This is a genomic window from Massilia oculi, assembly GCF_003143515.1.
GTDB lineage: Bacteria > Pseudomonadota > Gammaproteobacteria > Burkholderiales > Burkholderiaceae_D > Telluria > Telluria oculi.
Window position 1 is genome coordinate 3,902,250 of sequence record NZ_CP029343.1, and the last position, 23,774, is coordinate 3,926,023.

16 protein-coding genes and 1 pseudogene are annotated in these 23,774 nt (G+C 65.9%); 6 read left to right on the forward strand and 11 right to left on the reverse strand.

Features of this window, described 5'->3' with window-relative positions; genetic code table 11:
* Positions 1-75: 75 nt before the first annotated feature.
* The 11 genes and pseudogenes from DIR46_RS17750 to DIR46_RS27340 all read right to left on the reverse strand — a co-directional run.
* Positions 76-1,029 (reverse strand): glycosyltransferase family 2 protein, encoded by a 954-nt coding sequence (locus DIR46_RS17750; RefSeq protein WP_109346420.1) that lies wholly within the window; start codon positions 1,027-1,029, stop codon positions 76-78.
* Complete coding sequence (locus tag DIR46_RS17755; protein WP_109346421.1) at positions 1,026-2,723, reverse strand: DUF6311 domain-containing protein; 1,698 nt, start codon at positions 2,721-2,723, stop codon at positions 1,026-1,028. The genes DIR46_RS17750 and DIR46_RS17755 overlap by 4 nt, the downstream gene beginning before the upstream one ends.
* Positions 2,720-6,493, reverse strand: a complete 3,774-nt coding sequence (locus DIR46_RS17760) for a glycosyltransferase (RefSeq protein WP_109346422.1) — start codon at positions 6,491-6,493, stop codon at positions 2,720-2,722. The genes DIR46_RS17755 and DIR46_RS17760 overlap by 4 nt, the downstream gene beginning before the upstream one ends.
* The gene (locus DIR46_RS17765; protein ID WP_109346423.1) at positions 6,477-7,868 is read right to left on the reverse strand and encodes a class I SAM-dependent methyltransferase; all 1,392 of its coding nucleotides are present in this window, start codon (positions 7,866-7,868) and stop codon (positions 6,477-6,479) included. Before DIR46_RS17765 ends, DIR46_RS17760 begins: the two co-directional genes overlap by 17 nt.
* The gene (locus tag DIR46_RS17770; RefSeq protein ID WP_109346424.1) at positions 7,865-9,085 is read right to left on the reverse strand and encodes an ABC transporter ATP-binding protein; all 1,221 of its coding nucleotides are present in this window, start codon (positions 9,083-9,085) and stop codon (positions 7,865-7,867) included. The genes DIR46_RS17765 and DIR46_RS17770 overlap by 4 nt, the downstream gene beginning before the upstream one ends.
* Positions 9,085-9,885 (reverse strand): ABC transporter permease, encoded by an 801-nt coding sequence (locus tag DIR46_RS17775; protein WP_109346425.1) that lies wholly within the window; start codon positions 9,883-9,885, stop codon positions 9,085-9,087. The genes DIR46_RS17770 and DIR46_RS17775 overlap by 1 nt, the downstream gene beginning before the upstream one ends.
* Before the next feature lie 185 nt (positions 9,886-10,070).
* Complete coding sequence (locus tag DIR46_RS17780) at positions 10,071-10,859, reverse strand: Crp/Fnr family transcriptional regulator (RefSeq protein WP_109346426.1); 789 nt, start codon at positions 10,857-10,859, stop codon at positions 10,071-10,073.
* 7 nt (positions 10,860-10,866) lie between these two features.
* Positions 10,867-11,193, reverse strand: a complete 327-nt coding sequence (locus tag DIR46_RS17785) for a VanZ family protein (RefSeq protein WP_109346427.1) — start codon at positions 11,191-11,193, stop codon at positions 10,867-10,869.
* A gap of 32 nt (positions 11,194-11,225) precedes the next feature.
* Positions 11,226-12,491 carry a tetratricopeptide repeat protein gene (locus tag DIR46_RS17790; protein ID WP_109346428.1) on the reverse strand — a complete coding sequence of 422 codons (1,266 nt, stop codon included), beginning with the start codon at positions 12,489-12,491 and terminating at the stop codon, positions 11,226-11,228.
* Positions 12,488-12,799 carry an adenylate/guanylate cyclase domain-containing protein gene (locus DIR46_RS27335; RefSeq protein WP_441295130.1) on the reverse strand — a complete coding sequence of 104 codons (312 nt, stop codon included), beginning with the start codon at positions 12,797-12,799 and terminating at the stop codon, positions 12,488-12,490. Before DIR46_RS27335 ends, DIR46_RS17790 begins: the two co-directional genes overlap by 4 nt.
* 602 nt (positions 12,800-13,401) lie before the next feature.
* Positions 13,402-14,319 (reverse strand): annotated as a pseudogene (locus tag DIR46_RS27340) (CHASE2 domain-containing protein); the annotation flags it as partial.
* A 192-nt stretch (positions 14,320-14,511) separates the two neighbouring features.
* On the opposite strand from DIR46_RS27340, the gene DIR46_RS17800 reads away from it, so the two are divergent.
* The 6 genes from DIR46_RS17800 (at position 14,512) to DIR46_RS17825 (ending at position 23,714) form a co-directional block, all read left to right on the forward strand.
* Positions 14,512-15,324: a FecR family protein gene (locus tag DIR46_RS17800; protein WP_162819554.1), complete on the forward strand. Its 813-nt coding sequence runs from the start codon at positions 14,512-14,514 to the stop codon at positions 15,322-15,324.
* Positions 15,325-15,344: 20 nt separating this feature from the next.
* On the forward strand, positions 15,345-15,839 hold the full coding sequence (locus tag DIR46_RS17805; protein WP_109346430.1) for a hypothetical protein: 495 nt from the start codon (positions 15,345-15,347) through the stop codon (positions 15,837-15,839).
* Between the two features lie 221 nt (positions 15,840-16,060).
* Positions 16,061-18,766, forward strand: coding sequence for a DUF4214 domain-containing protein (locus DIR46_RS17810; RefSeq protein WP_109346431.1), 2,706 nt, complete (start codon positions 16,061-16,063; stop codon positions 18,764-18,766).
* 434 nt (positions 18,767-19,200) lie between these two features.
* A complete protein-coding gene (locus DIR46_RS17815; RefSeq protein WP_109346432.1) occupies positions 19,201-20,982 on the forward strand; it encodes a type I secretion system permease/ATPase in 1,782 nt (593 codons plus the stop codon).
* Positions 20,983-22,353, forward strand: a complete 1,371-nt coding sequence (locus DIR46_RS17820) for an HlyD family type I secretion periplasmic adaptor subunit (RefSeq protein ID WP_109346433.1) — start codon at positions 20,983-20,985, stop codon at positions 22,351-22,353.
* A 2-nt stretch (positions 22,354-22,355) separates the two neighbouring features.
* Entirely contained in the window at positions 22,356-23,714 is a 1,359-nt protein-coding gene (locus DIR46_RS17825) for a TolC family outer membrane protein (RefSeq protein WP_109346434.1), read from the forward strand.
* Positions 23,715-23,774: the final 60 nt, after the last annotated feature.

Genomic DNA, 23,774 nt, shown 5'->3' on the forward strand with positions numbered 1-23,774 from the left:
AGGAAGGTGTTGACGACACCGATCAGCCCGAACGTGACGAAGGCGTGGTGACGCGCCAGCAGCCGCCGGCACAGCTCAACGAGCTTCATCGACGTCTTCACCGGGATGCTCTTCGCGCACGAGGTAGACCGGACGGCGCTTGACTTCGTGGTAGATGCGGCCGACATACTCGCCCAGGACGCCGATGCCGATCAGCTGCACGCCGCCGATGAACATGCCGCCCGCCATCAGCGAAGCATAGCCGGGCACGTCGACGCCGTCGACCAGGGTGTCGAGCACGATCAGGGTGGCGTATATGAGCGACAGCAGCGACACGCCCAAGCCGATATAGGTCCAGATCTTGAGCGGGACGGTCGAGAAACTGGTAATGCCTTCCAGCGCCAGGTTCCACAGTTTCCAGGCATTGAAGCTGGAGGCGCCGGCATGGCGCGGCGCCGGCGTGTAGGGCACGGTCACGGTACGGAAACCCACCCAGGCGAACAGACCCTTCATGAAGCGGTGGTTTTCCGGCAGCTGGCGCAGTGCTTCGACCACGCGCCGGTCCATCAGGCGGAAGTCGCCCACGTCGACCGGCACCTCGACCCTCGAGATCATGTTGTGGAAGCGGTAGAACGATACCGCCGACAGCTTCTGAAACCGGCCGTCGGTCGAGCGGTCGGTGCGGCGCGCCAGCACCACTTCGGCGCCCTGTTCCCACTGCGCCAGCATCTCCCGCAGCAGTTCCGGCGGATGCTGCAGGTCGCTGTCGATCGGCACCACCGCATCGCCGGTCGCCCGGTCGAGCCCCGCCGTCAGCGCGGCCTCCTTGCCGAAGTTGCGCGACAGGTCGACCAGGTGCACCCAGGGATACCTGGCGCGTGCCTCCTGCAGTTCGGTCCAGGTGGCGTCGCGGCTGCCGTCGTTGACAGCGACGACGTCGATCTCGTACTGCGGCAGTTCGACGGCGATCGCGGCGATGCGCCGGAAGAACTCGGATACATTGCCCGATTCGTTATAGAACGGAGCGACCAGGGATACACGTTTCTTCATTGTCTGTCGGTGTCAGGATGGGTACTTTTTCGGCACAGGAAAACGATGTCCATATCGGCGCAGACGGCGCCCGGGCCGGCCAGCCGCTCGGCTTCCTGCTGCTGCCTGAAGTAATGCTTCTCGAACGCGATCGCAGTCGTGGCGGGCAGGCCGGCGATCGTGGCGCCGTAGTTGTCGCAGGCCTTGGTCGCACGCGCGATATACCCGGTGGAGAACGGATAGCCGTGCTTGACCGAATACGCCATCACGGGCAGAAGGCCATTGGCGCCCGCCGTCTCGTTGCAGCGGAACGGCGGATAGTAATGCAAGGCCCGCGTGTGCGCACCCAGGAAATCGTTCCAGCGCGCCTCGTCGATCGCTGGAACCGACTGCTGCGCCGCCACTTTGCGCACATAATGGTGGTGTGCCTGCAGGTCCCACATCTGCAGCGCCGTCACCGCCGCCAGCAAGGCCGCGGCGCGCCATGCCGGCACGTGGCGCGCGACGCCGATGACGGTGAACAGAATGACGGCATAGCCTACCGGCCAGAAGAACCGGCCGGAGGCGCGGAATGTGGTGGTCACGGTCTCCATCCATTCCGGAAGCTGCAGGGCGTACAGCCGGGCGTTGCCCAGCCAGACGATGTTCGACAGCGCGAACAGCCACAGCACAACCAGCACGCCCAGCAGGGCGCCATGGCGCCGCCAGAAGCCCGGATCGCGGCCTTGCAGCACCTTGTAGGCGACGACCGTCAGCATCAGCACGAAGACGCCGAGGTAGTTGAATCCCTCGCCCTGGCCGTCGTGCGCCACCGGATGCTCCAGCTGCAGCAGGTGGCCGCCATGCAGCGGTGCGAGGAGGTTCATCGAAAAATGGCCGAAGCCCCATTCGCGGCTGCCCGCGCCCGACGGCAAGGGGAGCACGGTGAGCCACATCGTCGCGAACAGCAGGCCGTAGACGGCCACCGGCGCCAGCAGCGCGCGTCCGAGCGTGGCGCCCGTGGCCGGGGTGCGCAGCAACTGGCGCAGCACATCGGCGCCGAAGATCGCCGACGCCATGACGAACAGATAGATATTGACGTAGAAAGCCGCCACCAGCAGCGCCATCCAGGCCAGCGTGTCGAGCCGGCCAAGACGCGAGCCGCGCAGGTAGGCCGCGAAGGCGAACACCAGGATCCATTGCGACATCAGGCTGGTGTGCGAGATGCGGAAGGTCAGCGCCGGGAAGCTGGCCAGCAGCACGGCCAGCGCCGCCAGCGCGGCCCAGTTGCGCACGCGGGCCTCGCGGCAGATCCACCATGCGCCCACGCCCTGCAGGGTGAAGCACAGCGCGATCCACAGGCCGTACGGGTTCCAGTAGGGCGCGCCGTGGCGCACCAGCTTGAGGAACAGCGCGTACAAAGGCACCGTGTCGAGGAAGGTTGCGACCGTGCCCTCGGGGGTATTAAGGGTTTCGAATCGCAGCAGCGGCCAGCGCCAGGCGTCGCTGGCGTAGGCATTGAAGCCGGCCAGGTACTGGGTGATGTCGGCGTTGTCGCGCCACCAGAAAGGGGCAGTGCCGCGCAGCATCGGGTAGCCGTACAGCCACCAGGCGTATCCCAGGCCGAGCGCGGCCGCCATCAGCAGGCCGGCGGGGCCGTGGATGTCGAGCCACCAGTCGGCGCGGCGCAGGCCGGGCCGCGCCTGGAGGGCGCGCACGTGCTGCAGCGGCGTCATGGCGCGGGCGGCGCCGACGCCGGGTCCAGCAGGGCCAGCAGCGCGCGCGCTTGTTCGCGCCAGGTCATCCAGTGCATGCCCTGCGGCGTAGGATGGCGGCCCGCGGCGTGCAGCGCCAGCCACTCGCGCACCGCAGCGGCCAGGTCGGCGCCCTGCATGCCGGCGAAATAATGGGCATGATCGCCAGCCACCTCACGGAACACCGGCAGGTCGCGCGCCATCAGCGGCAGGCCATGGTGGGCGGCTTCGATGAGGGGCAGGCCGAAGCCCTCGCCCTCGCTAGGGAACAGCAGGCAACTGCTGGCCAGGTAAACCTGCTGCAGGGTGTCGTCATCGATCCCGTCCAGCCATAGCAGGCGGCGGCCCAGCTCCGGGCTCGCGCGCAGGCGCTCGAGGATGCGGGGCAGGGTGCGGCGGTCGGCGTCGGCCAGGCCTTTCCAGCCTTCGCGTCCGACGATCACCAGGTTCAGGTCGGCGCCCTCGGCCCACAGCTGCTCGAAGGCCTCGAGTGCCTGCAGGTGGCCCTTGCGCGGCTCGATCGTGCCCACCATCAAAAAGCTGGGGCGCGCGGCGACCTGGCGCACCAGCGGCGACTCGGCGGCCGAGGCGTGCGCCGCGAGCTCAAGGTCGGCGCCCAGGTGCAGCCCGGTGCGCACCTGGCCTGCGCGCGTGGCCAGGCCGCGTTCGGCCAGCCAGGCGTCGAGGTCGGCGCATACCGCGTGCGAAATGCAGATCAGGCGGTCGGCCTCGGCCGCCACGCATTCGAGCCAGGCCGCATGGGTGACATCGGCGTGGGGCGGGAAGAATTCGGGACGCAGCACCGGCAGCAGGTCATAGACCACGAAGTTGAGCGACACCCCGCGCGCGCGCCAGGCGGCGTACAGGCCGCTGCGCGCGGCTTCCATCGCGGCGTGCGGCGAGTGGTCGGCGCAGTAGTAGATGTCGCCGGCCAGCACGTCGACCACCGGATCCTTGCCCTGAAGCACGCCTTCGATGCCGAGCAGGCGCGCTGCGTAGTTGCGTGCATAGCGGTACTGGGGATGCTCGCCGCTGTTGTCCAGGTACACCGGCTCGACGCGGTAGCCGCTGGCGCGCAGCTGCAGCAGCTCCATCAGCTGGTTGCGCACCACGCGCTCGATGCCGGTCTTCAGATCGTTGCGGGCGATGGTGGTCACGTCCATCAGCAACTGGCGCGGCTGCAGCGGATCGGGCGCACGCGCCACCGCGCGCGCCAGGTGCTGCAGCATGGCGTCGTCGAGCTCGAGGCCGGGCGTGGCCAGCAGGGCGTCCTGCAGGGCGCGCTGGCCCAGGCGGCGGCGCACGGCGTCGCGTTCCAGCGCCGCCTTGTACATCAGGCCCACCCGTTCCGGGCTGTTGCGCGTGCCCATCAGGGCGAAGCCGGCGGCGGCCAGCGCCAGTCGGCGCGCGTCGTCGGCGCGCAGCGTTTCCAGCGCCTGCACCAGCTCGCGCTGCTCGAAGGCGTCGGGCAGCATCCAGACCGCGTCGTGCGGGAACTCGGCCATCGCGCCGTTGGCGTTGATGATGGTCGGCAGGCCGTAGATCATGCAGTCGAGCACCGTGCCCGAGGTCTCGCCGCGCGAGCCGGTGCGCAGCTGCACGCCGACGTCGGCGGCCTGGAGGTAGCGGAAATAATCCTCGTCCGAGGTCCAGCCCGAGATGCGCACCCGCCCGCCGCCAGCGGCGTCGATGGTCTCGCTCATCTGGCGGCCGTAGTCGCCGCCATGGTTGGCGCCGACGAACACCAGGTGGCACTGGCGGTCGGCATGCAGCGCCGACGCCAGCCAGGCCTGCAGCAGGGCCAGGCAGTGCTTGGTGGGCGCGATGAAGCCGAAATTGCAGACCAAGAAATCGTCGGCGCCGATGCCGAGGACACGGCGCGCGGCCGCACGGTCGTTCTCGAGCGGCGCCGCGCGCGGCAGCTGGGCCGGGCTCCAGTCGGCGCCGGCCTGCGGGCCGTACCAGTCGCGCGCCAGCCGGCGCGCATACTCGGAATGCACGATCACGTGGCTGGCGTCCTGCAGAATCTCCAGGTTGCTCGGCCAGTCATGCTTGGCCTGCTCCAGGCCATCCGGCGCCACGCTGGCCTGCACCGCGGCATAGCCGTGCGAATGCAGCAGGCTGCGGGTCCATGCGCCCGGCATCGCGCCGGTGATCTGCTCGTACGAGATCATGCTGCTCAGGTAAAAGTCGTGCAGCACCACCACGCCCGGATGACGCTGCAGCAGCGGCATCATGTGGCTGTGATAAGGACTGTTGCCGAACTGGTAGACGACGTGCTCATAGCGCCCGGGGTGCTGGTCGAGCCAGGCCGGCGGATGCTGCGGCAGGTGCGCCAGTTCGGGCGGCAGCGCCACCTCGGCCTGCTGCACGATCAGTTCCACCTCAAAGTGGGGCAGCAGGGTGGGCAGCACGCGCACCGCGTAATCGGCGATGCCGGTGCGCTCGGGCGGCAGCGGCGACAGGAAGGCGATGCGCGGCTTGCGCGCGGGCGCATCCTTGGTGGCGCCCTGCACCGCGGTCCGCGCCACCTGCGCCACATGGGCTTCCAGTGCGGCGATGGCGCGCTGCGCGCTGCGGTCCCAGCTGAACTTGCGCGCCTGGAGCGCGCCATGCGCGCGCAGGCGCGCCTGCAGCGCCGGGTCGCCCAGCACCTCGGCAATGCGCTGCGCGATGGCGGCCGGCTGGCGGCCGTCGAACAGGGCGTCGGGGTGGCCGATCACTTCCGGGATGCTGGTGCTGTCGGCGCCGATCACCGGCGCGCCGCAGGCCATCGCTTCCAGCGCCGGCAGGCCGAAGCCCTCGTGCAGCGACGGGAACACGAACAGCGCCGCGCTGCGGTACAGGTCGACCAGGTCGGCGTCGCTCAGGTAGCCGGTCAGCACCATCTCGTCGGGCGCCAGGCCGTGCTGGCGCGCCAGTTGCGCCAGGCGCTGGCGTTCGCCGTCGTTGATCTTGCCGGCGATGACCAGCTGGTGCGCGCCGCGCACGGGCGCCGGCAGCAGCGCCCAGGCCGCGACCAGGCCGTCGATGTTCTTGCGCGCGTCGAAGCCGCCCGGGGCGCACATCAGCGCCGGACGATTGATGCCGAAGCGCGCGCGTAGCGCCGCCAGGTGGGCAGGGTCGAGTTCGGCCGGACAGAAGGTCTCGTCCACCGCAGTGGAGATGGAGACCACGCGCTCCGGATCCAGGCCGAGGGCATCGATGGCCTCCTGGCGCGAGTAGTCCGAGATCGCCAGCAGCAGGCCGGCCTGGCGCAGCGAGGCGATCTTGCGCTCGTAGTAGCTGCGCTGCTCCGGCTGGCGCAGGTACTGCTGGGGATTCAGGAAGGGGATCAGGTCATATAGCACGGCGGCGGTGGCGACGCCGTCGCCGAAACGGCCGATCGAGACCACGGCGTCGTCGACATAGCCCTCGAACAGGCTGGTGACCAGCACGGCGTCCGGACGCAGCTGGGCGATCGCGTATTCGCGCAGCAGTTCGCCGGCGCGCGCGCGCGGCGAATTGACCGGATGCGCCTCGGCGCTGGCGCCGGCGCCGTCGAACAGGCAGATGCGTTCGCGCGGCACCAGTCCGTCGAAGGCTTGGCGGATATCCTCGATCGCGCCGCCCAGGGCCGCGTTCAGGACCAGCCACACCTCGTGCCCGCCGGCGTTGCGCGCGACCCCGAGGGCCAGGGCCAGCGAATAGCGCCCGATGCCGCGATAGCGGCTTTCCGACTGGGCGCCCTGGAGATCAATGACTATCCGCATCGCTGGTCCTTGCCTGTTCCTGTTTCGATGAATGCTGCTGTTTCTGCAGCTGCTGCAGCTGGTGGTACACGCGCGCCGCGCGCGGCGACAGTTCGCCTGGTTGCTGGTCGACCACCACGCGGGCGGCGCCGCTGTTGTCGAGCATGAGCTTGTAGAGACGCGCCTCGAGCGCCGGCACGCGCCGCAGCGCGGCGCGCACGACGCGCTTCAGGCCCGGGCGGCGCAGCACGACGCCGCCGAGGCGGCGCGCCAGGCGCAGGCCGCGCGACTTCGCGGCGCTGCCCAGGCGTCCTTCGCGCTGCGCATTGCGCAGGCGGTAGGCCAGCGACATTGCGCGCCGCAGCGGCGCGGTGATGCGCCACGAGGTGCTCGACAGCAGGTCGACCACGCGCTGGCCCATCTCGGCCGCGTGGGCTTCGGCCTGCAGCAGCCGCGCCTCCTGGCGCGCCGCCTGCTGGCGCAGCTCGTCGAGTTGCTGCGCGAGCTGGGCCTGCTGCTCGGCCGCCCGGGCCTGGGCGCGCGCCAGTTCGCTGCCATGCTTGCGTTCGTCGGCCAGCGCGATGGCCGTCTGCACGCCCTGTTCGCCGATCCGGCCAAGGATCTGGTGGATCTCGGCGTGCTGTGCCGCCAGCTGTTCCTGGTAGCGCTGGGCGAGCTGGCTGAGCGTGATGCCCCACGGCGCCTCGAAAGCGTCGTCGAACGGCGCCACCACCGCCTGCGGCGCGGCCTTCTGCGCCACCACCGCATAGTCGGGGCTGACGCCTTCGAGGACCGTGATCAGGCCCACCGGCGCGTCGGTATGCAGACGCGGGTCTTCCTGCAGGCGCACGATGCGCTGGCGCATGAAGCCTGCGTGCTCGGCGGCGAAGCCGAGCAGGCCCGGCGGCAGCGGATGTTCGTGCGACGGATCGAGATAGAAACTGGTGGCGCCGACGGTGAGGTTTTCCGGGTTCGGCGTCTCCATCACGAGCAGCCCGCCCGGCTGCAGTACACGCAGCGATTCGGCGATCAGCTCGCGCACCAGGTCGAACGGCAGGTGTTCGACGAGGTGGAAGGCCGACACCAGCGCCAGGCTGGCGTCGGGACGCGCGCGCAGCGCGGCGAGGGCGTCGTCGCGGCGCGCGGCCAGGCCGCGCTCGAGGCAGGCGGCCAGCATGCCGTCATCCAGGTCGACGCCTTGGGCCTGGAAGCCCTGTTCGCCCAGCAGCTCGAGCCATTCGCCGCGGCCGCAGCCGAGGTCGAGCGCGGCAGCCACTCGGCCGGGCCCACGTAACGGCGCGGTGAACGGAGCATAGGCGCGCAGCCGGTCCTTGATGGTCTCGCGCGAACCGCGGTAGCGGTCCTCGAAGGCGCGGTAGAACGAGGTCTGGTTCATCGTTGGATCTCCACTTGCGGTTCGAGCCAGCTGCTGCCGACGAATTCGCGCCGGTTCATGTTCATGACCATGAAGATGGCGGCCAGGTCGCGCCACTCGTAGTTGTCGGCGAGGTGGGTCTCGCTGCTGGTGAGCGCGGTGGTCACTGAATAGCTGCCCGGGCCCAGGTTGAGCGGGAACCGGAATCGGTATTCGATGAGTTCGCCGGCGCGCAGGCCGGTCAGGGCCTGGTCGAGGTAATGGGTGTTGGTGCCGAAGATCTGCTGCCCCAGGCGGTCCTTGATCATATAGCCAAGCACCAGGCGCGGCACCGCCTTGTTGATCCTGACACGGATGCGCAGCTGGGCCGGCACGCCGACATTGAGCACCTCGAGCGCCTGGCCATCCTCGTTCTCGAGCGCCACCTCGAGCACGCTGGCGTGGCCGGTGCCCGACGTGGTCTGGACCCGGCCCTCGGGCGTGCGCACCTGTTCGACGGTGCTGCCTTCGCGCTCGGCGATCAGGGCGTTGTAGTAGTCCATCACTTCCTCTGGCGTGCCCTGCTTGGCCAGGCGGCCGCTGTCGAGCAGGATCGCGCGGTCGCAGATCGACTGCATGGCGGCGCGGTCATGGCTGACGATCAGCAGCGTGGTGCCCTGCTTGCGGAACTCGCGGATACGCTCGAAGCTCTTGTGCTGGAAATAGGCGTCGCCGACGGACAGCGCCTCGTCGACGATCAGCACGTCAGGGCGGACCACGGTGGCCACGGAAAAGGCCAGCCGCATCTGCATGCCCGACGAATACACCCGTACTGGCTGGTCGATGTAGTCGCCGATTTCGGCGAAGGATTCGATCTGCGGCATCAGCCGGGCGATCTCGTCGACCGCGAGTCCGAGCAGCTGTCCCGACATGAACACGTTCTGGCGGCCCGTGAAATCGGGATGGAAGCCCATGCCCAGTTCGAGCAGGGCGGCGACCCGGCCATGGATCGCCACGCCGCCGGTGGTAGGCTGGGCGGTGCCGGTGATCAGCTTGAGCAAGGTGCTCTTGCCGGCGCCGTTGATGCCGATGATGCCGACCGCGTCGCCCGGCGCCAGCTGAAAATTGATGTCCTGCAGTACCCACTTGAGCTTGTGGCGTGGCTTGTTTCCGGGAATAATCCATTCGGCCAGCCGGCTCCAGCGGTTTCCGTATTGCTTGTAGGCCTTGCCCAGGTCTTTGACGATAATCGAGCCCATCAGAGTTCATCCACCATTTCGCCGGCGCGCTTGCGGAACAGGTGCATTCCCAGGGCGCACAGCAGCAGGGCAAGCACGGTGACTGGAAGCAGGCTCGGCCAGTGCGGCAGCTCGCCGCGCAGCAGGATGCCCTGGTAGGCCTGGACAACCGAGGCCATCGGGTTCCACACCAGCAGCGGCCGCACCTCGGCCGGCAGCGCGGTGACCGGGTACACCACCGGCGTAAACCAGAACCAGAATTGCAGCAGGATGGCGAAGAACTGGCCGACGTCGCGGAAAAACACGTTCAGCACGCCCAGCACCATGGCCAGGCCGATCGCGAACAGGATCTGGATCGCCAGCACCGGCAGCAGGGCCAGCGCGCTCCAGCCCGGGAAAGCGTCGGTGGCGACCAGGAACACCAGGAACAGTCCGAAGATGATGGCGAAGTTCACCAGCGCGTTGAGCACGACCACGATGGGCAGGCAGATGCGCGGGAACTGCAGCTTCTTGATCAGGTTGGCGTGTTCGAGGAAAACGTTCTGGCCACGCGTGGTGATTTCGGCGAACAGGCCCCAGGTCAGCACGCCGGCGCACAGGTAGATGCTGTAGGCGAAATTGCCGGTGCCGCCGGGAAGGCGGGTACCCATTACCTGCGAGAAGATCACGGTGTAGACCACGATCATGGCCAACGGATTGAGCACGGTCCAGGCGGCGCCGAGCAGGGAATTGCGGTATTTGGCCTGGAATTCGCGGCGCACGCTGCCCGCGATGAAACCGCGGTAGCGCCAGACGCCGCCCAGCATATTACGGGAAATCATAGGTGTGGGGCTTGATCATGATCAGGAATCGGGACGCGCGATGAGCGTCCTTATTCGGGATGGCCCCGAAGATAAGTTGCTGATTATAACATGATGCTGACTAGGAATTTACGAGTTACCAGTTGTTACTTTTGCCTTGTGGTAACTCGGAAGGGAGTCGTGCACGTGCGGTGGGCAGCATTCGGTCAGCCATTGCCCTCGATGAGTTTTTGGAGTTCTTCCGGCTTCATGATCGTGATGCTGTGCGAACCCTTCTTGATGATTCCCTGCTGTACCAGCGTCAGCAAGGCACGGGTCACGGTCTCGCGGCTGGTATTGATCATGTTGGCGATGTCCTGGTGCGTCGGCAGGTTTTCCACCACATGGACGTCGCCTTCCTTTTTCTCCTTGAGCAGGTTCAGGAAAGTGAAGATGCGGCGCGAGGTATTGTGGATGCTGAGCAGGGCGCGGAACTCCGAGTCGCGCTGCACCTTCTCGGCCAGGAAGCGCAGCATCTGATGGGCCACCGATGGCGAATGTGTGAACAAGTGCAGTGCGACCGCGCGCGGCAGCAGGGCGACCAGCACGGGTGTCAGCGCCACCACCGACGCCGAGCGCATGGCGCCGCTGATGACGGCGATCTCGCCGAAGAAGTCGCCCGGTTGCAGCATGCGCAGGCCAATTGCGCGCCCATCCTCGGTGACGTCGATGACCTGCAGCGAGCCGCTCAGCAGGAACAGCAGGCTGTCGCCCGGCGCGCCCTTCTGCAGCACGATGTCGCGCTTGGCGTACTCGCGAATGCGCAGGTTCGTTTTTACCTGCAGCATGTCCTCTTCGTTGAGATTGGCGAGCAAGGGGATCTTGCGCAGATGGATCTGGACTTCATGTTCCTGGGTCGCCGGTTCGTTGGCCGCGGGAGCGGCTGGCGCGGGCGTCAGGGCACCGGGAGCGGCGTCTTTTTCTGGGTCGTTCTTGCGGTTGGTCGACGATGTCATGCGGTTCTCAAATCACCTGTAACAGTCCGAACGCTGCGGTGGCGGCGGCAATGCCGGCCGTATTCGCTCCCATGTCGCGCCAGCAGAAACTGCGTCCCGGAACCAGTTTCTGCAGTATTTCGATGGCCAGTCCGGCCAGCAGCAAACCCAGCAGCCACACGGCACGGCGCGGCCAGGATGGCTCGATCAGCAGCGCCAGGGTGCTCAGTCCCGCGAATGCGATGAAGTGCAGCAGCTTATCGTGCGGAAGCAGCGGAAGCCAGCGCGCCGGCAGCAGGCAGCCGAGCGCGACGGCGCCAGCGGCCGCCACGAAGACAATCAATTCCCAGGACATATCGACCTATTGCTTGTACACCAATCCTGGCGTTAGAAATTATCCCAACGCAAACTCATCTGCAGGGCGTGACTATTATATTGGAACAGCGAGATGTTCTCGCGGTTGAGAGTGCTGCGCCACTCCACGATGACGCTGTATCGTGGATGCAACTTCCAGTTGACGGCGGTGCGCAAGGTCGCCGTGTCCTGCCGCCGCCGCGTGTTGATCAGTCCGGGAGAATACAGCGCCTGGCTGCGCCAGCGTTGCCAGGCGACGCCGCCTTCCAGGCTCAAGCGGCTGGTGGCTGCGCCATACCATTGCAGGCTGCCAAACCAGCCGTCGCGGTCACCGCCTGGACGGCCGTCGCTGCTGTCGTCGTGGAGGCGGGTCAGCGTCGCCTGCGTCAGGCTGCGCCCGCTACGGTATCCGGCTATGCCGCCGAGTTCGACGGTGGTGCCGTCGTAGGCGGGACGGGTAGGGTATTCAACGCGGCTGAGGTTGCCCGAAAAGGCGAATTCCGCACCCTTGGGCATCTTCCATGGTGGCGACAAGCGCATCTGCAGCTGCTTCTGGCGCTGGTACAGGATGCGGTCCAGCGTCACGTAGCCAAGCGCCGCCGTGCCGCGCAGCAGCCAGCCGCCCGGCTTCCACGTCTGCTCGAGAGCCCCCACCACCAGTGCAGTGTCCTGGTTGCGTTCCCGGTCATGCCAGCGCGAATAGGCCTGGACGATGGCGTTCGTGCCGCCAACGCCGAGGGGGTGCACGGTGGACAGCGTCAGCTGGCTGAAGTTGTCTTCCTTTGGCAGGAAGGACGGGTCCAGTTCGTACTCGGTCTGCGCACTGCCGGTGCCGATCGTGAACCTGGGATCGCTCGCGCCCTGGTTGACGTTGTCGTCGTGGCCACGGGTGGCCGCCAGCAGCCAGGCGCCGCCCTCGCGCGCGGTCCTGCTGCCGCAGCCGGTGGCGCGGTAGCGTGCGATCGTCTCCACGATCGGCTCGGGCAGCGCGAAGCGTTGCTGCAAGCCGGCAAACAGGCGCTCCGCCTCATCCGAATTGCCTAGTTCGCAATGGGTGATCGCGAGGTCGAGCCAGGCGCCGGCGTGGCGCGGCTGTGCGGCCACCACCCGCTCGAGCAAGGCCGCCGCTTCCTCGATCCGCCCGTCGGATAGCGCGCCCAGTGCCGCGCGGTACAGCGCTTCCTGCTGGTCCGTTTCTTGCGCAATCGCCGCTGGATCGGTGGCCGGGCCGTCCTGCGCCAAGGCGTGGCACGACCAGCATGCCGCCGCCAGCGCGACGCTTGCGACCAGGCGCCTCATTCGCCCTGCTCCAGTGTATAGACGCGCGTCGGTCTTCCCTTGCCTCGCAGCTGGCGTTCGCCCAGCAGTTGAAGGTGATGGCGCTTGGCCAGCGCGGCAGTCCCCTCGCCGACGATGACGTCGTGCGGATAGTCGCGCGCCGCCTGCTCCAGGCGCGCCGCCGTATTCACGCTGTCGCCGACGGCGGTGTAGATGCTGCGCGCCGCGGTGCCGTAGTCGCCGGCCATCGCCACGCCGCTCTCGATGCCGATGCGTACGCGCAGCGGCGGCAGTCCGATGGCGACGCGCTGGCTGGAAAATTGCGCCACTTCGCGCAGGATGCGCGCCGCCGCGTCGAGCGCCAGGTCGGCGTGCTCGGGATTCGGCAACGGCGCCCCCAGAAAGCCACCAGGCCGTCACCCGTGTACTTGTCGAGGGTGCCGCGATGGGCCAGCACCGGGCGCGTGAGGCATTCCAGGAACTCTGTGGTCAGGCGCGACGCCTCTTCCAGCGACAACGCCTCGACCTGGCTGGTGTAGCCCTGCATGTCGGCCACCAGGGTGGTCACTTCCAGCCGCCGCGGCGCCAGCGGGTCCTTCAGGTCGCTGCGCAGCAACTCGTCGACGACTTCGCCGGCCACATACTGGCGCAGCGTACCGAGCAGTTGGCGCGAGCGGCGCTGCGCCAGTTCCCACTGGAATGGCACGGCCACCGCCAGCAGGTACAGGCAGCACAGCAACGGCGCCGCCGGCGCGAAGTCGGGGTCGCGCGGCGCCAGCAGCCAGGCGATGGCCAGCCACAGCAGGGCGCTGGCGCCCAGCAGCAGCGCGTTCGCGGCCGCCGAGATGCGCGGCAGCGTATAACCGGTCAGTAGTACGACGGCGAGCACGAAGGCGAACGCAATGACCTTGCCCGGCAGCGCGGCCGGCGCGCGGCCCTGCTGGCGGTCGAGCAGCGAGGTGAGCATCGAGGCATGGACCAGCAGTCCGGCGCTCGAGGCGCCCAGTGGCGTCGCGATGCGGTCGCCGATGCTCAGCGACGAGGAGCCGATCAGCACCAGCCGTCCGCGCGCCATGCCTTCCGGCATGTCTCCGGCCAGCAGGTCGGCCGCCTTGACGACGTCGTAGGCGGCCCAGTCGCGTGCGAAGGGCACGCGCTCGATTGCGCGCAGCGGTAGGGCATCTGTGGCATCACCACAACACTGCAGCAGGGCAAGCGAAAGGGTAGGGTAGACTCGGCCCCGGTAACTGGTAAACATGGGCAGGCGGCGCAGGGTGCCGTCGGCGTCGGGCAGCACGCCGATATTGCCGGCGTGACGTGACTCGGCCAGGCCGGCGTGGTTGGCCAGATAGCCGAGCGCAGGCAGGGCGCTGGCGGTCGCCGGCGCGGGAACGCCACCGACCAGGCGGCCGCTCGCCAGCGGCGCATCGGCGTGCAGGTAGTCGAACATTTGCGCGAGCACCACCGGGCCGTGGCCGGCCAGCATGGCCAGGCGCATATCGCCGCCGGCATCGGCAGGCTTTTCCATCAAGATATCGAGCGCCACCCCGCGCGCGCCATCGGCCAGGGCAAGTTCGACCAGGTCGGCGATGCGGGCGCGCGGCCAGGGCCAGGGAATGTCCGCCATGCTGCTTTCATCGATATCGATCACCAGGATGCGCTGTTCCGGCGCCGGGCTAGCCTGCAGCTGGATGAAGCTGTCGCGCAGCCACTCGTCCGCAGCCCTGGTGAAGCGCGTGCCGCCATACCATTGCAGCCATCCCGCCAGCACCAGGGCGACAAGCGCGATCAGGCCGCGCAGGACGGCTGAATGGCGCAGGTCGGTGCGCAAGAAACGGGGGAGCGGCATTGGCAGGACTGAAACCAGGAGTGTGCTGGGACAAGTAAAACATGCAGTATATCGGGTTGCATTCGCTGGCAGAAATAATTTGCCGTCCGCAAGCGTCGATATACATTACGTATTGTGATGAGCGTCACAGATTTTATCTGTTGACGCTGGACAATGCTAGGAATGGAGGACTCTATGTTGAAAAAAATCGCTATGGCTGTTGCTGTGGTGTGGTCGCTGGTCGGCAATGCATTGGCAGCCGAGGCAGGCCGCGTCGTGTTCGTCACCGGCGATGCCCAGCTCGGCCGTCATGCCGCCGTCAAGGATGCAGTGGTGGAAGAGGGTGACCAGATTTCGACCGGGTCTGACGGCTATGTCTATGTACAGACCGTCGACAACGGTTTCCTGATCCTGCGCCCCAATACCGTCGCGCGCGTGGCGGCGTATGCGATCGACAAGAACGATCCATCGAAAACCCAGGTCAAGCTTGAGCTATCGCAAGGCGTGGCCCGTGCGATTTCGGGCGAGGGCGTCAAGCGCGCGCGCCAGAATTTCCGTTTCAATACGCCGGTGGCGGCGATCGGCGTGCGCGGCACCGACTTCACGGTCTATACCGACCAGCAGACGACGCGCGTGACGGTGCTGTCGGGCGGCGTGGTGATGAGCGGCTTCGGCGCCGGCTGCGCGGCGGCGGGAACGGGTCCCTGCGAGGGACGCAATGCGCGTGAACTGTTCGCAGGGCAGGATGGCATGCTGCTGCAGGTCGAGCGCGGCAACAGCATTCCCCAGCTGCTGGCGAATCCGGCGCTGGCGCCCGATCAGGCCGAGAAGCCGCGTGGCGACGAACCCGCGACCAAGCCGACCGCGGCGCCCCTGGCGCAGGTAAACCTGGATCCGCAGCGTTCGGCGCAGGCGCTGCGCAACGTGCGGCCGGTGCCGACTGCTCCTGCGCCGGCGCCGGAGCCGACGCCGGTGCAGCCGCTGCCCCCACCGGTGACCGGTCCGGGTATCCCGCCCCCGTGGTAATCGAGCCGCCGCGGCCTCCGGTGGCCGCCGTGCCGGAAGTTTTCTGGGGGCGCTGGCAGGCTGTGCTCAACCGGGCGCCGGCGATCGGCCGGATCGGTGACGCCGATGTCGATATTGCCACTTATTATGGGCCATATGCGATCACGCGCCTGTCCAATTCGGCATTGGTGATGCCAAAAGAAGGAACCGCGGCTTTCAGATTGATGGGCGGGGAGGCGATCATGACCAATTCGGATGGCGATCGATTCGCCACGATCGATGCGGGCCAATTGACGATGGATTTCGGAAAGAAAACATTCGCTACCTCGCTCGTGGTCAATGCCGATGGCGACCGCGCGAATGTCGTCGGTAGCGGAATCATGACGGACAAAGGCATGCTGTACGAGGACCGTAGCTCCGATACGATCATTCGGGGATACCTGGGTGGCGCGAATGCGGACCAGGCCGGATATATCTTCAAGAATTACGCCAATCCGGGCGTGGTCGTCAGCGGCGCTACGTCGTGGAGCCGCTGAAACTGAAAGATTTGTAGCCGTAATTGGTGGTTTTTTGAAAGAATTTGTAAAAAAGATGTATCGATAACGTAAAAAAGTTGGGCTTTGTGATGGCGATCACAACCTTGAACTCATAATCTGGCAATATACTTCGCAGTTCTGCAATAGCCCATAGGACACTCATCAGTATTGTCCTGTAGCAGACTTGGTTATAACCACAATCTTTAAAGGATTTAAACATCATGGCAGCTCAAGATTACACCGCCGTAGTACAACAACTGTACATGTCGTACTTCGGCCGTCCGGCTGACTTCTACGGCCTGCAGAACTTCTCGGCGCAGCTCGACGCAATGGGCGCACCGAAGACCTTCGCTGGCGTGCAGGCTGCCGTGGGCGCCGACGCCGCCGGCACCACCGCGCTGTCGAAGCTGGTGAACACCTTCAGCAACTCGGCTGAGTCGGTCGCCCTGTACGGCAGCGACAACAGCCAGATCGGCGTCTCGAAATTCGTCGAAGCAATTTACATGAACGTGCTGGGTCGCCCAGCCGATCTGGCCGGCTTCAACTTCTGGGTCGCCGCCATCACCTCGGGCACCCTGAGCAAGGCCAACGCCGCTGCCGCCATCTCGCAAGCCGCTACCGCCAACACCTCGGCACAAGGCATGCTGGACGCGCAGACCGTGGCCAACAAGGTTGCCGTCGCTACCGCCTTCACCGCCGCCCTGGATACCCCGGCTGAACTGAACGCCTACTCGGGCGACGCAGCTGCTGCTGCCGGCCGTGGCCTGCTGGCCGGCGTCAACTCGTCGACCAACGTGACCGCTTACCAAGCGACCATCAACTCGACCATCACCGGCATCGTGAGCGGCTCGGCGCCGATCTCGAACTTCGCACTGACCGACACCGTGGACACCCTGGTTGGCACCAACGGCGCCGACACCTTCACGGCACTGGTGGGCGCAGACGGCACCACGACCACCCTGAACACCGGTGACTCGGTCGATGGCGGCGCAGGTATCGACACTATGAACCTGATCGTCGGCAAAGCCGGTTCGACCCTGCCAAGTGTGGCAACTATCAAGAACATTGAGATCATCAATGTGACCGGCGTGGAAAACATCACCGGCACCACCATCGATGCTGGCTACTTCGCTGGTTCGACCACCGTCAACCTGATCGCTGCAGGCGGCACCACCGCAACCGTCACCGGCCTGTCGGGCAAGACCCTGGGCGTGCAAGGCAAGACCGCTGCTGCCGTCACCGGTGACTTCGGTACCGCTGGCCTGGCAACCGTGCAGCTGAACGGCGCTTCGGATGCTGCTGCAACGGCTGGCAACGCAATCGTCAACCTGGCTGGCGCCGGCATCAAGACCGTCACCGTCAACGGTAGCGGCCGCGCTACCATCGACGCGACCGGCGCTGCTGTCGAAACCCTGAACGTCAACGCCACCGGTTCGCTGACCCTGGGCGTGTCGGCAGGCGAAGCTGGTTCGATCAAAACCATCAACGCAGCCGGCTCGACCGCCGCCGTGAACCTGGGCGCCACTGCCTTCACCGCTGCTGAAACCATCACCACCGGTTCGGGCAACGACACCTTCACCGTGGGCCTGACCACCGCCGGCAAGACCGCGACCGTCAACTCGGGCGCTGGCAACGACACCATCACCGTCGCAGCCACCGCACTGAACGTCAACATCAACGCCGGCGCTGGCGATGACAGCATCGTCTTCGAGCGCCCTATCACCGCTACCGACGTCGTCAACGGCGGCGAAGGCAAGGACACCCTGACCATCGGCAACACCGCAATCGCTGCCGCCGATCTGGAAATCCTGAAAGCAGCCGTGAGCAACGTCGAGACCCTGAAGTTCTCGAAGGCCGTGACCGGTGTCGACGCAGCCGCGCTGAACCAGTTCAGCACCTTCTCGTTCACCACCGATGGCAGCGTCATCACCAAGGTCGCCGATACCCAGACCGTGACCACCACCGCTGACATCGACGTGGTCGCAGCAGGCTACAAGGCCGGCACCGCCACCACCGACGCAACCTACGCTGGCAAGCTGATGGTCGATGTGATGGGCGGCGTTGGTAGCACCTCGACGCCTGACCCAGTGGATCCAGTTAATAATCCGCCAGTCGTGACCCCGCAGAACAACGTCATCGTCGACGCATACGCTGACTCGATCGTCCTGAACGTGAAAGCCACCGCTGCTACCTCGAGCGCAGCCGGCAAGGCAACCTTCGCAGAGCTGACCGGTGACGTCAAGTCGGCAACCGTCAACCTGACCAACAGCGTGAACGCGGCAACCAGCGGCACCGCAACCGCTGATGCAGTGGCTACCTTCACCCTGACCACCAGCGATGCAGCCACCGCAGGCGCGACCACCAACCTGGGCAACCTGACCTCGCTGACCCTGACCGGCAACGGCAATGCAAAGATCGTCAACGGCGCCACCGGTTCGCTGGCTACCGTCGATGCAACCGGCCTGACCGGCAAAGCAGCCTTCGGCGGCGCAGCAGTGACCACTGGCCTGGACTACACCGCCAGCTCGAACGTTGCTGAAACCATCAAGCTGGGCGCAAGCCACGACATCATCCGCTTCACGGCGTCGTCGTCGACCTACTCGTCGATGGACACCATCGAAGGCTTCAGCCTGGTCAAGACCGCCGCTGGCGCGCTGGACGCGGCTGCTTCGGATGACATCTCGGTTGCCGGCATCACCACCTTTGCTAAAGCAACCTCGACGGCTTCGACCTTCGGCCTGGCACTGACCGAACTCGGCGCAAGCACCACCGCCGACAACGTCGTGTTCCAGTACGGCGGCGACACCTACATCTACTCGGACGTGGGTGCCAACGGTCTCACCGATAACGACGTCGTCATCAAGCTGACCGGCGCGATCGACCTGGACATGCTGGTCGCCGCTCTGAACTCGGCTCCAGCCGCCTAATTTCCTTTACCGGAAATGCCCCTTGCCTCGGCAAGGGGTCGCGGCCACGCGAACCCTGGCTCTTGTGGTCAGGGTTTTTTTGCGTATCGCAATGAGTCAAGACAAGCGATTCCGTCCCGCCATGTGAGCAATCACCGGCCTGGACAGGCAGGATCGACTTCTGCAGTGCTGTCGAATGCGGAGCATGCTCTGCTGAGTTTCGGCACGAATGGATAACGCGACGCCTTTCCCGGGATGGGCATCGACCCAAGGGCCATGCTCGAGAGCGTGGCCTTTTTTCTTGGCTAGTCGTGACACCTGATGCATCACCGCAACTAATCTTTTTAAAAAATGTGATGCTCATCACATTTCATTAGGCTTTTGGGCGATAATGTGCGCTCTGGCTGAGGCTGGCTCAATGCCGGTCGTCAGGCACACTCTCACGACGGCCTAAAATGCTCAATAAATTCTTCGACTCGAAAAACGAAATCGGGCTCGCCCTGCGCGGGTTCAAAAGCACGTTCATCACCGTCGGCGTCTTCAGCGCCATCACGAACCTGCTGGCGTTGACGCCGTCCCTGTACATGCTGCAGGTCTACGACCGCGTGCTGGCCAGCCGCAACGAATTCACCCTGCTCATGCTGACCGTGATGATGCTCGGCGCCTACGTGCTGATGTCGTCGCTCGAGATGATGCGCAGCTTTGTGCTGGTGCGCGTGGGCGCCAAGTTCGACATGCTGCTCAACAAGCGGGTCTACACCGCGGCGTTCGAGCAGAACCTCAAGAAAGCCGGCGGCAACGCCGGGCAGGCGCTGGGCGACCTGACCAACCTGCGCCAGTTCCTGACCGGTAACGCGGTGTTCGCGTTCTTCGATGCGCCATGGTTCCCGATCTACCTGGCCGTGATCTTCTATTTCGACGTCTGGCTCGGCGTGTTCGCCCTGTGCGGCACGATCATCCTCGTCGTGCTGGCCGTCATCAACGAGCGCGTCACGCGTGGGCCGCTCGGCGAAGCCAATACGGTGTCGATCGCTTCCGGCAACCTGGCGACCAATAACCTGCGCAACGCGGAAGTCATCGAATCGATGGGCATGTTGCCCAACCTGATGCGCCGCTGGTTCAAGCTGCACAGCCGCTTCCTGAACCTGCAGGCCGAGGCCAGCCAGAAGGCCGGCGTCATCGGCGCCATCACCAAGTTCTTCCAGACCTCGCTGACCTCGCTGGTGCTGGGCCTGGGCGCCCTGCTGGCGATCGAAGGCCATATCACCCCGGGCATGATGATCGCGGCGTCGATCCTGATCGGCCGCGCGCTGGCGCCGGTGCAGCAGGTGATCGCGGTCTGGAAGACGTGGAGCACCACGCGCAGCGCCTTCGACCGCCTGTCCAAGATGCTCAATGACAATCCAGAGCGCAATGTCGGCATGGAACTGCCTAAACCGCAGGGCATGGTAACGGTCGAAAGCGTGACCGCGGCGCCTCCGGGCGCAACCCAGGCCGTCCTGCGCGGCCTGTCGTTCGCCATCGCCCCGGGCGACGCGCTGGGCGTGATCGGCCCGTCGGGATCGGGCAAGTCGACCCTGGCCCGCCTGCTGGTCGGCGTGTGGCCGGCCGCCGGCGGCAAGGTGCGCCTGGACGGCGCGGACATCTATCACTGGAACAAGGCCGAACTCGGTCCCAACGTCGGCTACCTACCGCAGGACATCGAGCTGTTCGGCGGCACCGTGAGCGACAACATCGCCCGCTTCGGTGAAGTCGATGCCGAAAAAGTCGTCGAGGCGGCCAAGCGCGCCGGCGTGCACGACATGATCCTGCATCTGCCCAAGGGCTACGACACCCCGCTGGGCGACGGCGGCGCCGGCCTGTCCGGCGGGCAGAAACAGCGCCTGGGCCTGGCCCGCGCGATGTATGGCGATCCGGCCCTGCTGGTGCTCGACGAGCCGAATTCGAACCTCGACGACGTGGGCGAACAGGCGCTGGTCCAGGCCGTGCTCGACATGCGCCGCCGCGGCAAGACGGTCGTACTGATCACGCACCGCACCAGCATCATCGGCGCGACCAACAAATTGCTGATGCTGCGCGACGGCGTGGCCCAGGCCTTCGGCCCGACCGACCAGGTGCTGGCCGCTCTCCAGGACGCGAACCAGAAGGCGGCGCAAGCCCAGGCGCAGGCGCGCCAGGCACAACTGCAGGCGCAGGCTGCCGCTGCTGCTGCAACGACTGAACAAGGAAGCAAATAAATGAAGCTGATTCAAAGGAACGATGCGCAGAAGGATCCGGCTACTGAAGTGATCAGCCATGACGTCGCGCCGCTGACCGTGAACACCGACGCGCGCTCCTATGCGCGCATCGGCTGGCTGATCGTGCTGTTCGGCGTGCTCGGCTTTTTGCTGTGGGCGTCATTCGCCCCGCTGGACAAGGGCGTTCCCATGTCGGGCACGGTGGCCAAGGAGACCAACCGCAAGAGCGTCCAGCACCCGACCGGCGGCGTGATCCAGGAAATCCTGGTCCGCGACGGCGACGTGGTGAAGGCAGGCCAGGTGTTGGTGCGCATGAACCCGATCACCGCCAAGGCCGGCTACGACATCACCGAGGCGCAATTCCTCACCGCGCGCGCGACCGAGGCGCGGCTGATGGCGGAACAGGCGGGACAGAAAACGATCCGCTTCCCCGACGACCTGACCAGGCACGCCGACAATGCGCGCGTGGCCGAGATGATGGCCCTGCAAAGCCAGTTGCTGGCCTCGCGCCAGGCCTCGCTGCAGAACGAACTGGGCGGCGTGGACGAGAACATCGCCGGCCTCAAAATGCAGATACAGGGCTTGCAGGAATCGCGCGACAGCAAGAAGGAGCAGATCGGGTTCCTGAAGGAACAGCTCGGCGGCATGCGCGACCTGGCCAAGGAAGGCTATATCGCCCGCAACCGCCTGCTGGACCTGGAGCGCACCTATGCCCAGTTGCAGGGACAGATCTCCGAAGATATCGGCAATATCGGCCGCGCCCAGCGCCAGGTGATGGAGCTGACGCTGCGTAAATCTCAGCGCGTGCAGGATTACCAGAAGGAAGTGCGCGCCGCGCTCGCCGAAGCGCAGAAGGAATCGGAGTCGCAAGGGGCGCGTATGAGCGCCCAGCAATTCGAGCTGTCGAACGTCGAGGTCAGGGCGCCGGTCAGCGGCACGGTGGTCGGCTCGGCCGTGTTCACCAATGGCGGCGTCGTGCAGCCGGGCTTCAAGATGATGGACATCGTTCCAACCAACGACATGCTGATCGTCGAAGGACAGCTGCCGGTCAACCTGGTCGACAAGGTGTACGAAGGGCTGGAGACCGAACTGATCTTCTCGGCATTCAATGCCAACCGCACGCCGCACATTCCGGGCATCGTGGAAACCGTGTCGGCCGACCGCAGCGTCGACGAACGCACCGGAGCGCCGTATTACCACGTGCGCGTGAAGGTGTCGCCGGAAGGCGCGAAGATGATCGCGCAGCACAATATGTCGATCCGTCCCGGCATGCCGGTGGACCTGTTCGTCAAGACCGGCGAGCGGACGATGATGAGCTACCTGCTCAAGCCCCTGATGGACCGTAGCCGGTCGTCGATGAGCGAGGATTGATCATGGCGCAAGCGATCAGGAAACCGGGCGTGCTTCGCCGGAGCGGACTGGCCGTCGCCGCATTGCTGGCTTTTGCCGCCGGCAATGCCGGCGCGGTCAGCCTGCAGCAGGCCTATGAAGCGGCATTGAAGAACGATCCTCAATACCGCATGAACTACTACGAGAACGAGTCGGCCAAGGAGAGCGTGAATCTTGGACGGTCGAACCTGCTGCCGCGGCTGTCCGGCGGGTACAGGGCGAGCCGGAATATTGCCGATACATTCACTTGTTGCGATCGGTTTGGTGTCGACATTCCCGCTCATCCCCGTTATATCAGCCGCTCCGCGTCCATCAACCTCCAGCAGCCGATCCTGAACCTGGATTCGATTTTCCGCTACCGCCAGGGGAAGGTGCAGACCGCCCAGGGCGCGAAAAAGTTCGAATCCGACACCAACGACGTCATTATCCGCGTCGTCGGGGCCTATGCGGACGCGCTGTTCGCCGAGGACCAGGTCGAACTGTCGCGCGTGCAGCGCGATATGTATCTGGAGCAGATGAAGGTCAATAATCGCCTGTTCGAAAAAGGCGAGGGCACCAAGACCGACATGCTCGAGACCCAGGCGCGGCTGGACCTGGCCGAGGCGCAACTGGTCGAGGCCAGGAACAATGCGATCGCGATGCGCAATACGCTCGCGGGCATCATCGGGATGGACCCGGGCACGCTCGACAAGCTGGGGCCGGAGTTCCGCTTCCAGGACCTGCCGCTCAAATCGTTCGAAGACTGGCGCCGCACCGCAGAAGAGCGCAACCCGCTGCTGGCCGCCGGCAGGCTGGCGGTCGAAAATGCCCGCCTGGAAATCAAGCGCCAGAAGGCCGGGCACATGCCCACCGTCGACCTGGTCGCCGGCTACAGCCGCGACGATGCGGCCTCGCTCCAGAATTACCAGCAGGATTCCATCAACCGCACGGTCGGCGTCCAGGTAAACATCCCGATCTACCAGGGCGGCGCGATCAGCGCCACCACGCGACAGGCCGCAGCCAACCTGGAACGCTCCAGGGCGGAACTCGACACCCAGAGCAACCGGATCATGGTCGAATTGCGCAAGTCCTACGACCTGGTGGAGAACAGCGTGGCGATGATCACAGCGCTGGAAAGGGCGGTCGCCTCGGGCAAGGAACTGATGGTCGCTACCGAGAAAAGCGTCGCTGGCGGCGTGCGCATCAACCTTGACCTGTTGAACGCCCAGCAGCAGTTGTACACGAGCCAGCGCGACCTGGCGCAGGCGCGCTACAGTTATCTGCTCGGCCTGCTGCGCCTGCGCGCGGACGCGGGCACGCTCAATCCGGACGCCGTGCGCGAAGTCGCTGCTTACTTCCGCTGACAGGACGTCGCCTCGGATCGACGGGCGTATGCCAATGGCATGCGCCCGTTTTTCTTTATC

Coding starts and splice junctions, on each gene's coding strand:
- DIR46_RS17755 (WP_109346421.1), bottom strand. CDS start 2,723: ATGACGCCGCTGCAGCACGTGCGCGCCCTCCAGGCGCGGCCCGGCCTG.
- DIR46_RS17790 (WP_109346428.1), bottom strand. CDS start 12,491: ATGAGGCGCCTGGTCGCAAGCGTCGCGCTGGCGGCGGCATGCTGGTCG.
- DIR46_RS17770 (WP_109346424.1), bottom strand. CDS start 9,085: ATGGGCTCGATTATCGTCAAAGACCTGGGCAAGGCCTACAAGCAATAC.
- DIR46_RS17760 (WP_109346422.1), bottom strand. CDS start 6,493: ATGCGGATAGTCATTGATCTCCAGGGCGCCCAGTCGGAAAGCCGCTAT.
- DIR46_RS17815 (WP_109346432.1), top strand. CDS start 19,201: ATGCTCAATAAATTCTTCGACTCGAAAAACGAAATCGGGCTCGCCCTG.
- DIR46_RS17820 (WP_109346433.1), top strand. CDS start 20,983: ATGAAGCTGATTCAAAGGAACGATGCGCAGAAGGATCCGGCTACTGAA.
- DIR46_RS17775 (WP_109346425.1), bottom strand. CDS start 9,885: ATGATTTCCCGTAATATGCTGGGCGGCGTCTGGCGCTACCGCGGTTTC.
- DIR46_RS17800 (WP_162819554.1), top strand. CDS start 14,512: ATGGCTGTTGCTGTGGTGTGGTCGCTGGTCGGCAATGCATTGGCAGCC.
- DIR46_RS17750 (WP_109346420.1), bottom strand. CDS start 1,029: ATGAAGAAACGTGTATCCCTGGTCGCTCCGTTCTATAACGAATCGGGC.
- DIR46_RS17810 (WP_109346431.1), top strand. CDS start 16,061: ATGGCAGCTCAAGATTACACCGCCGTAGTACAACAACTGTACATGTCG.
- DIR46_RS17825 (WP_109346434.1), top strand. CDS start 22,356: ATGGCGCAAGCGATCAGGAAACCGGGCGTGCTTCGCCGGAGCGGACTG.
- DIR46_RS17765 (WP_109346423.1), bottom strand. CDS start 7,868: ATGAACCAGACCTCGTTCTACCGCGCCTTCGAGGACCGCTACCGCGGT.
- DIR46_RS17780 (WP_109346426.1), bottom strand. CDS start 10,859: ATGACATCGTCGACCAACCGCAAGAACGACCCAGAAAAAGACGCCGCT.
- DIR46_RS17785 (WP_109346427.1), bottom strand. CDS start 11,193: ATGTCCTGGGAATTGATTGTCTTCGTGGCGGCCGCTGGCGCCGTCGCG.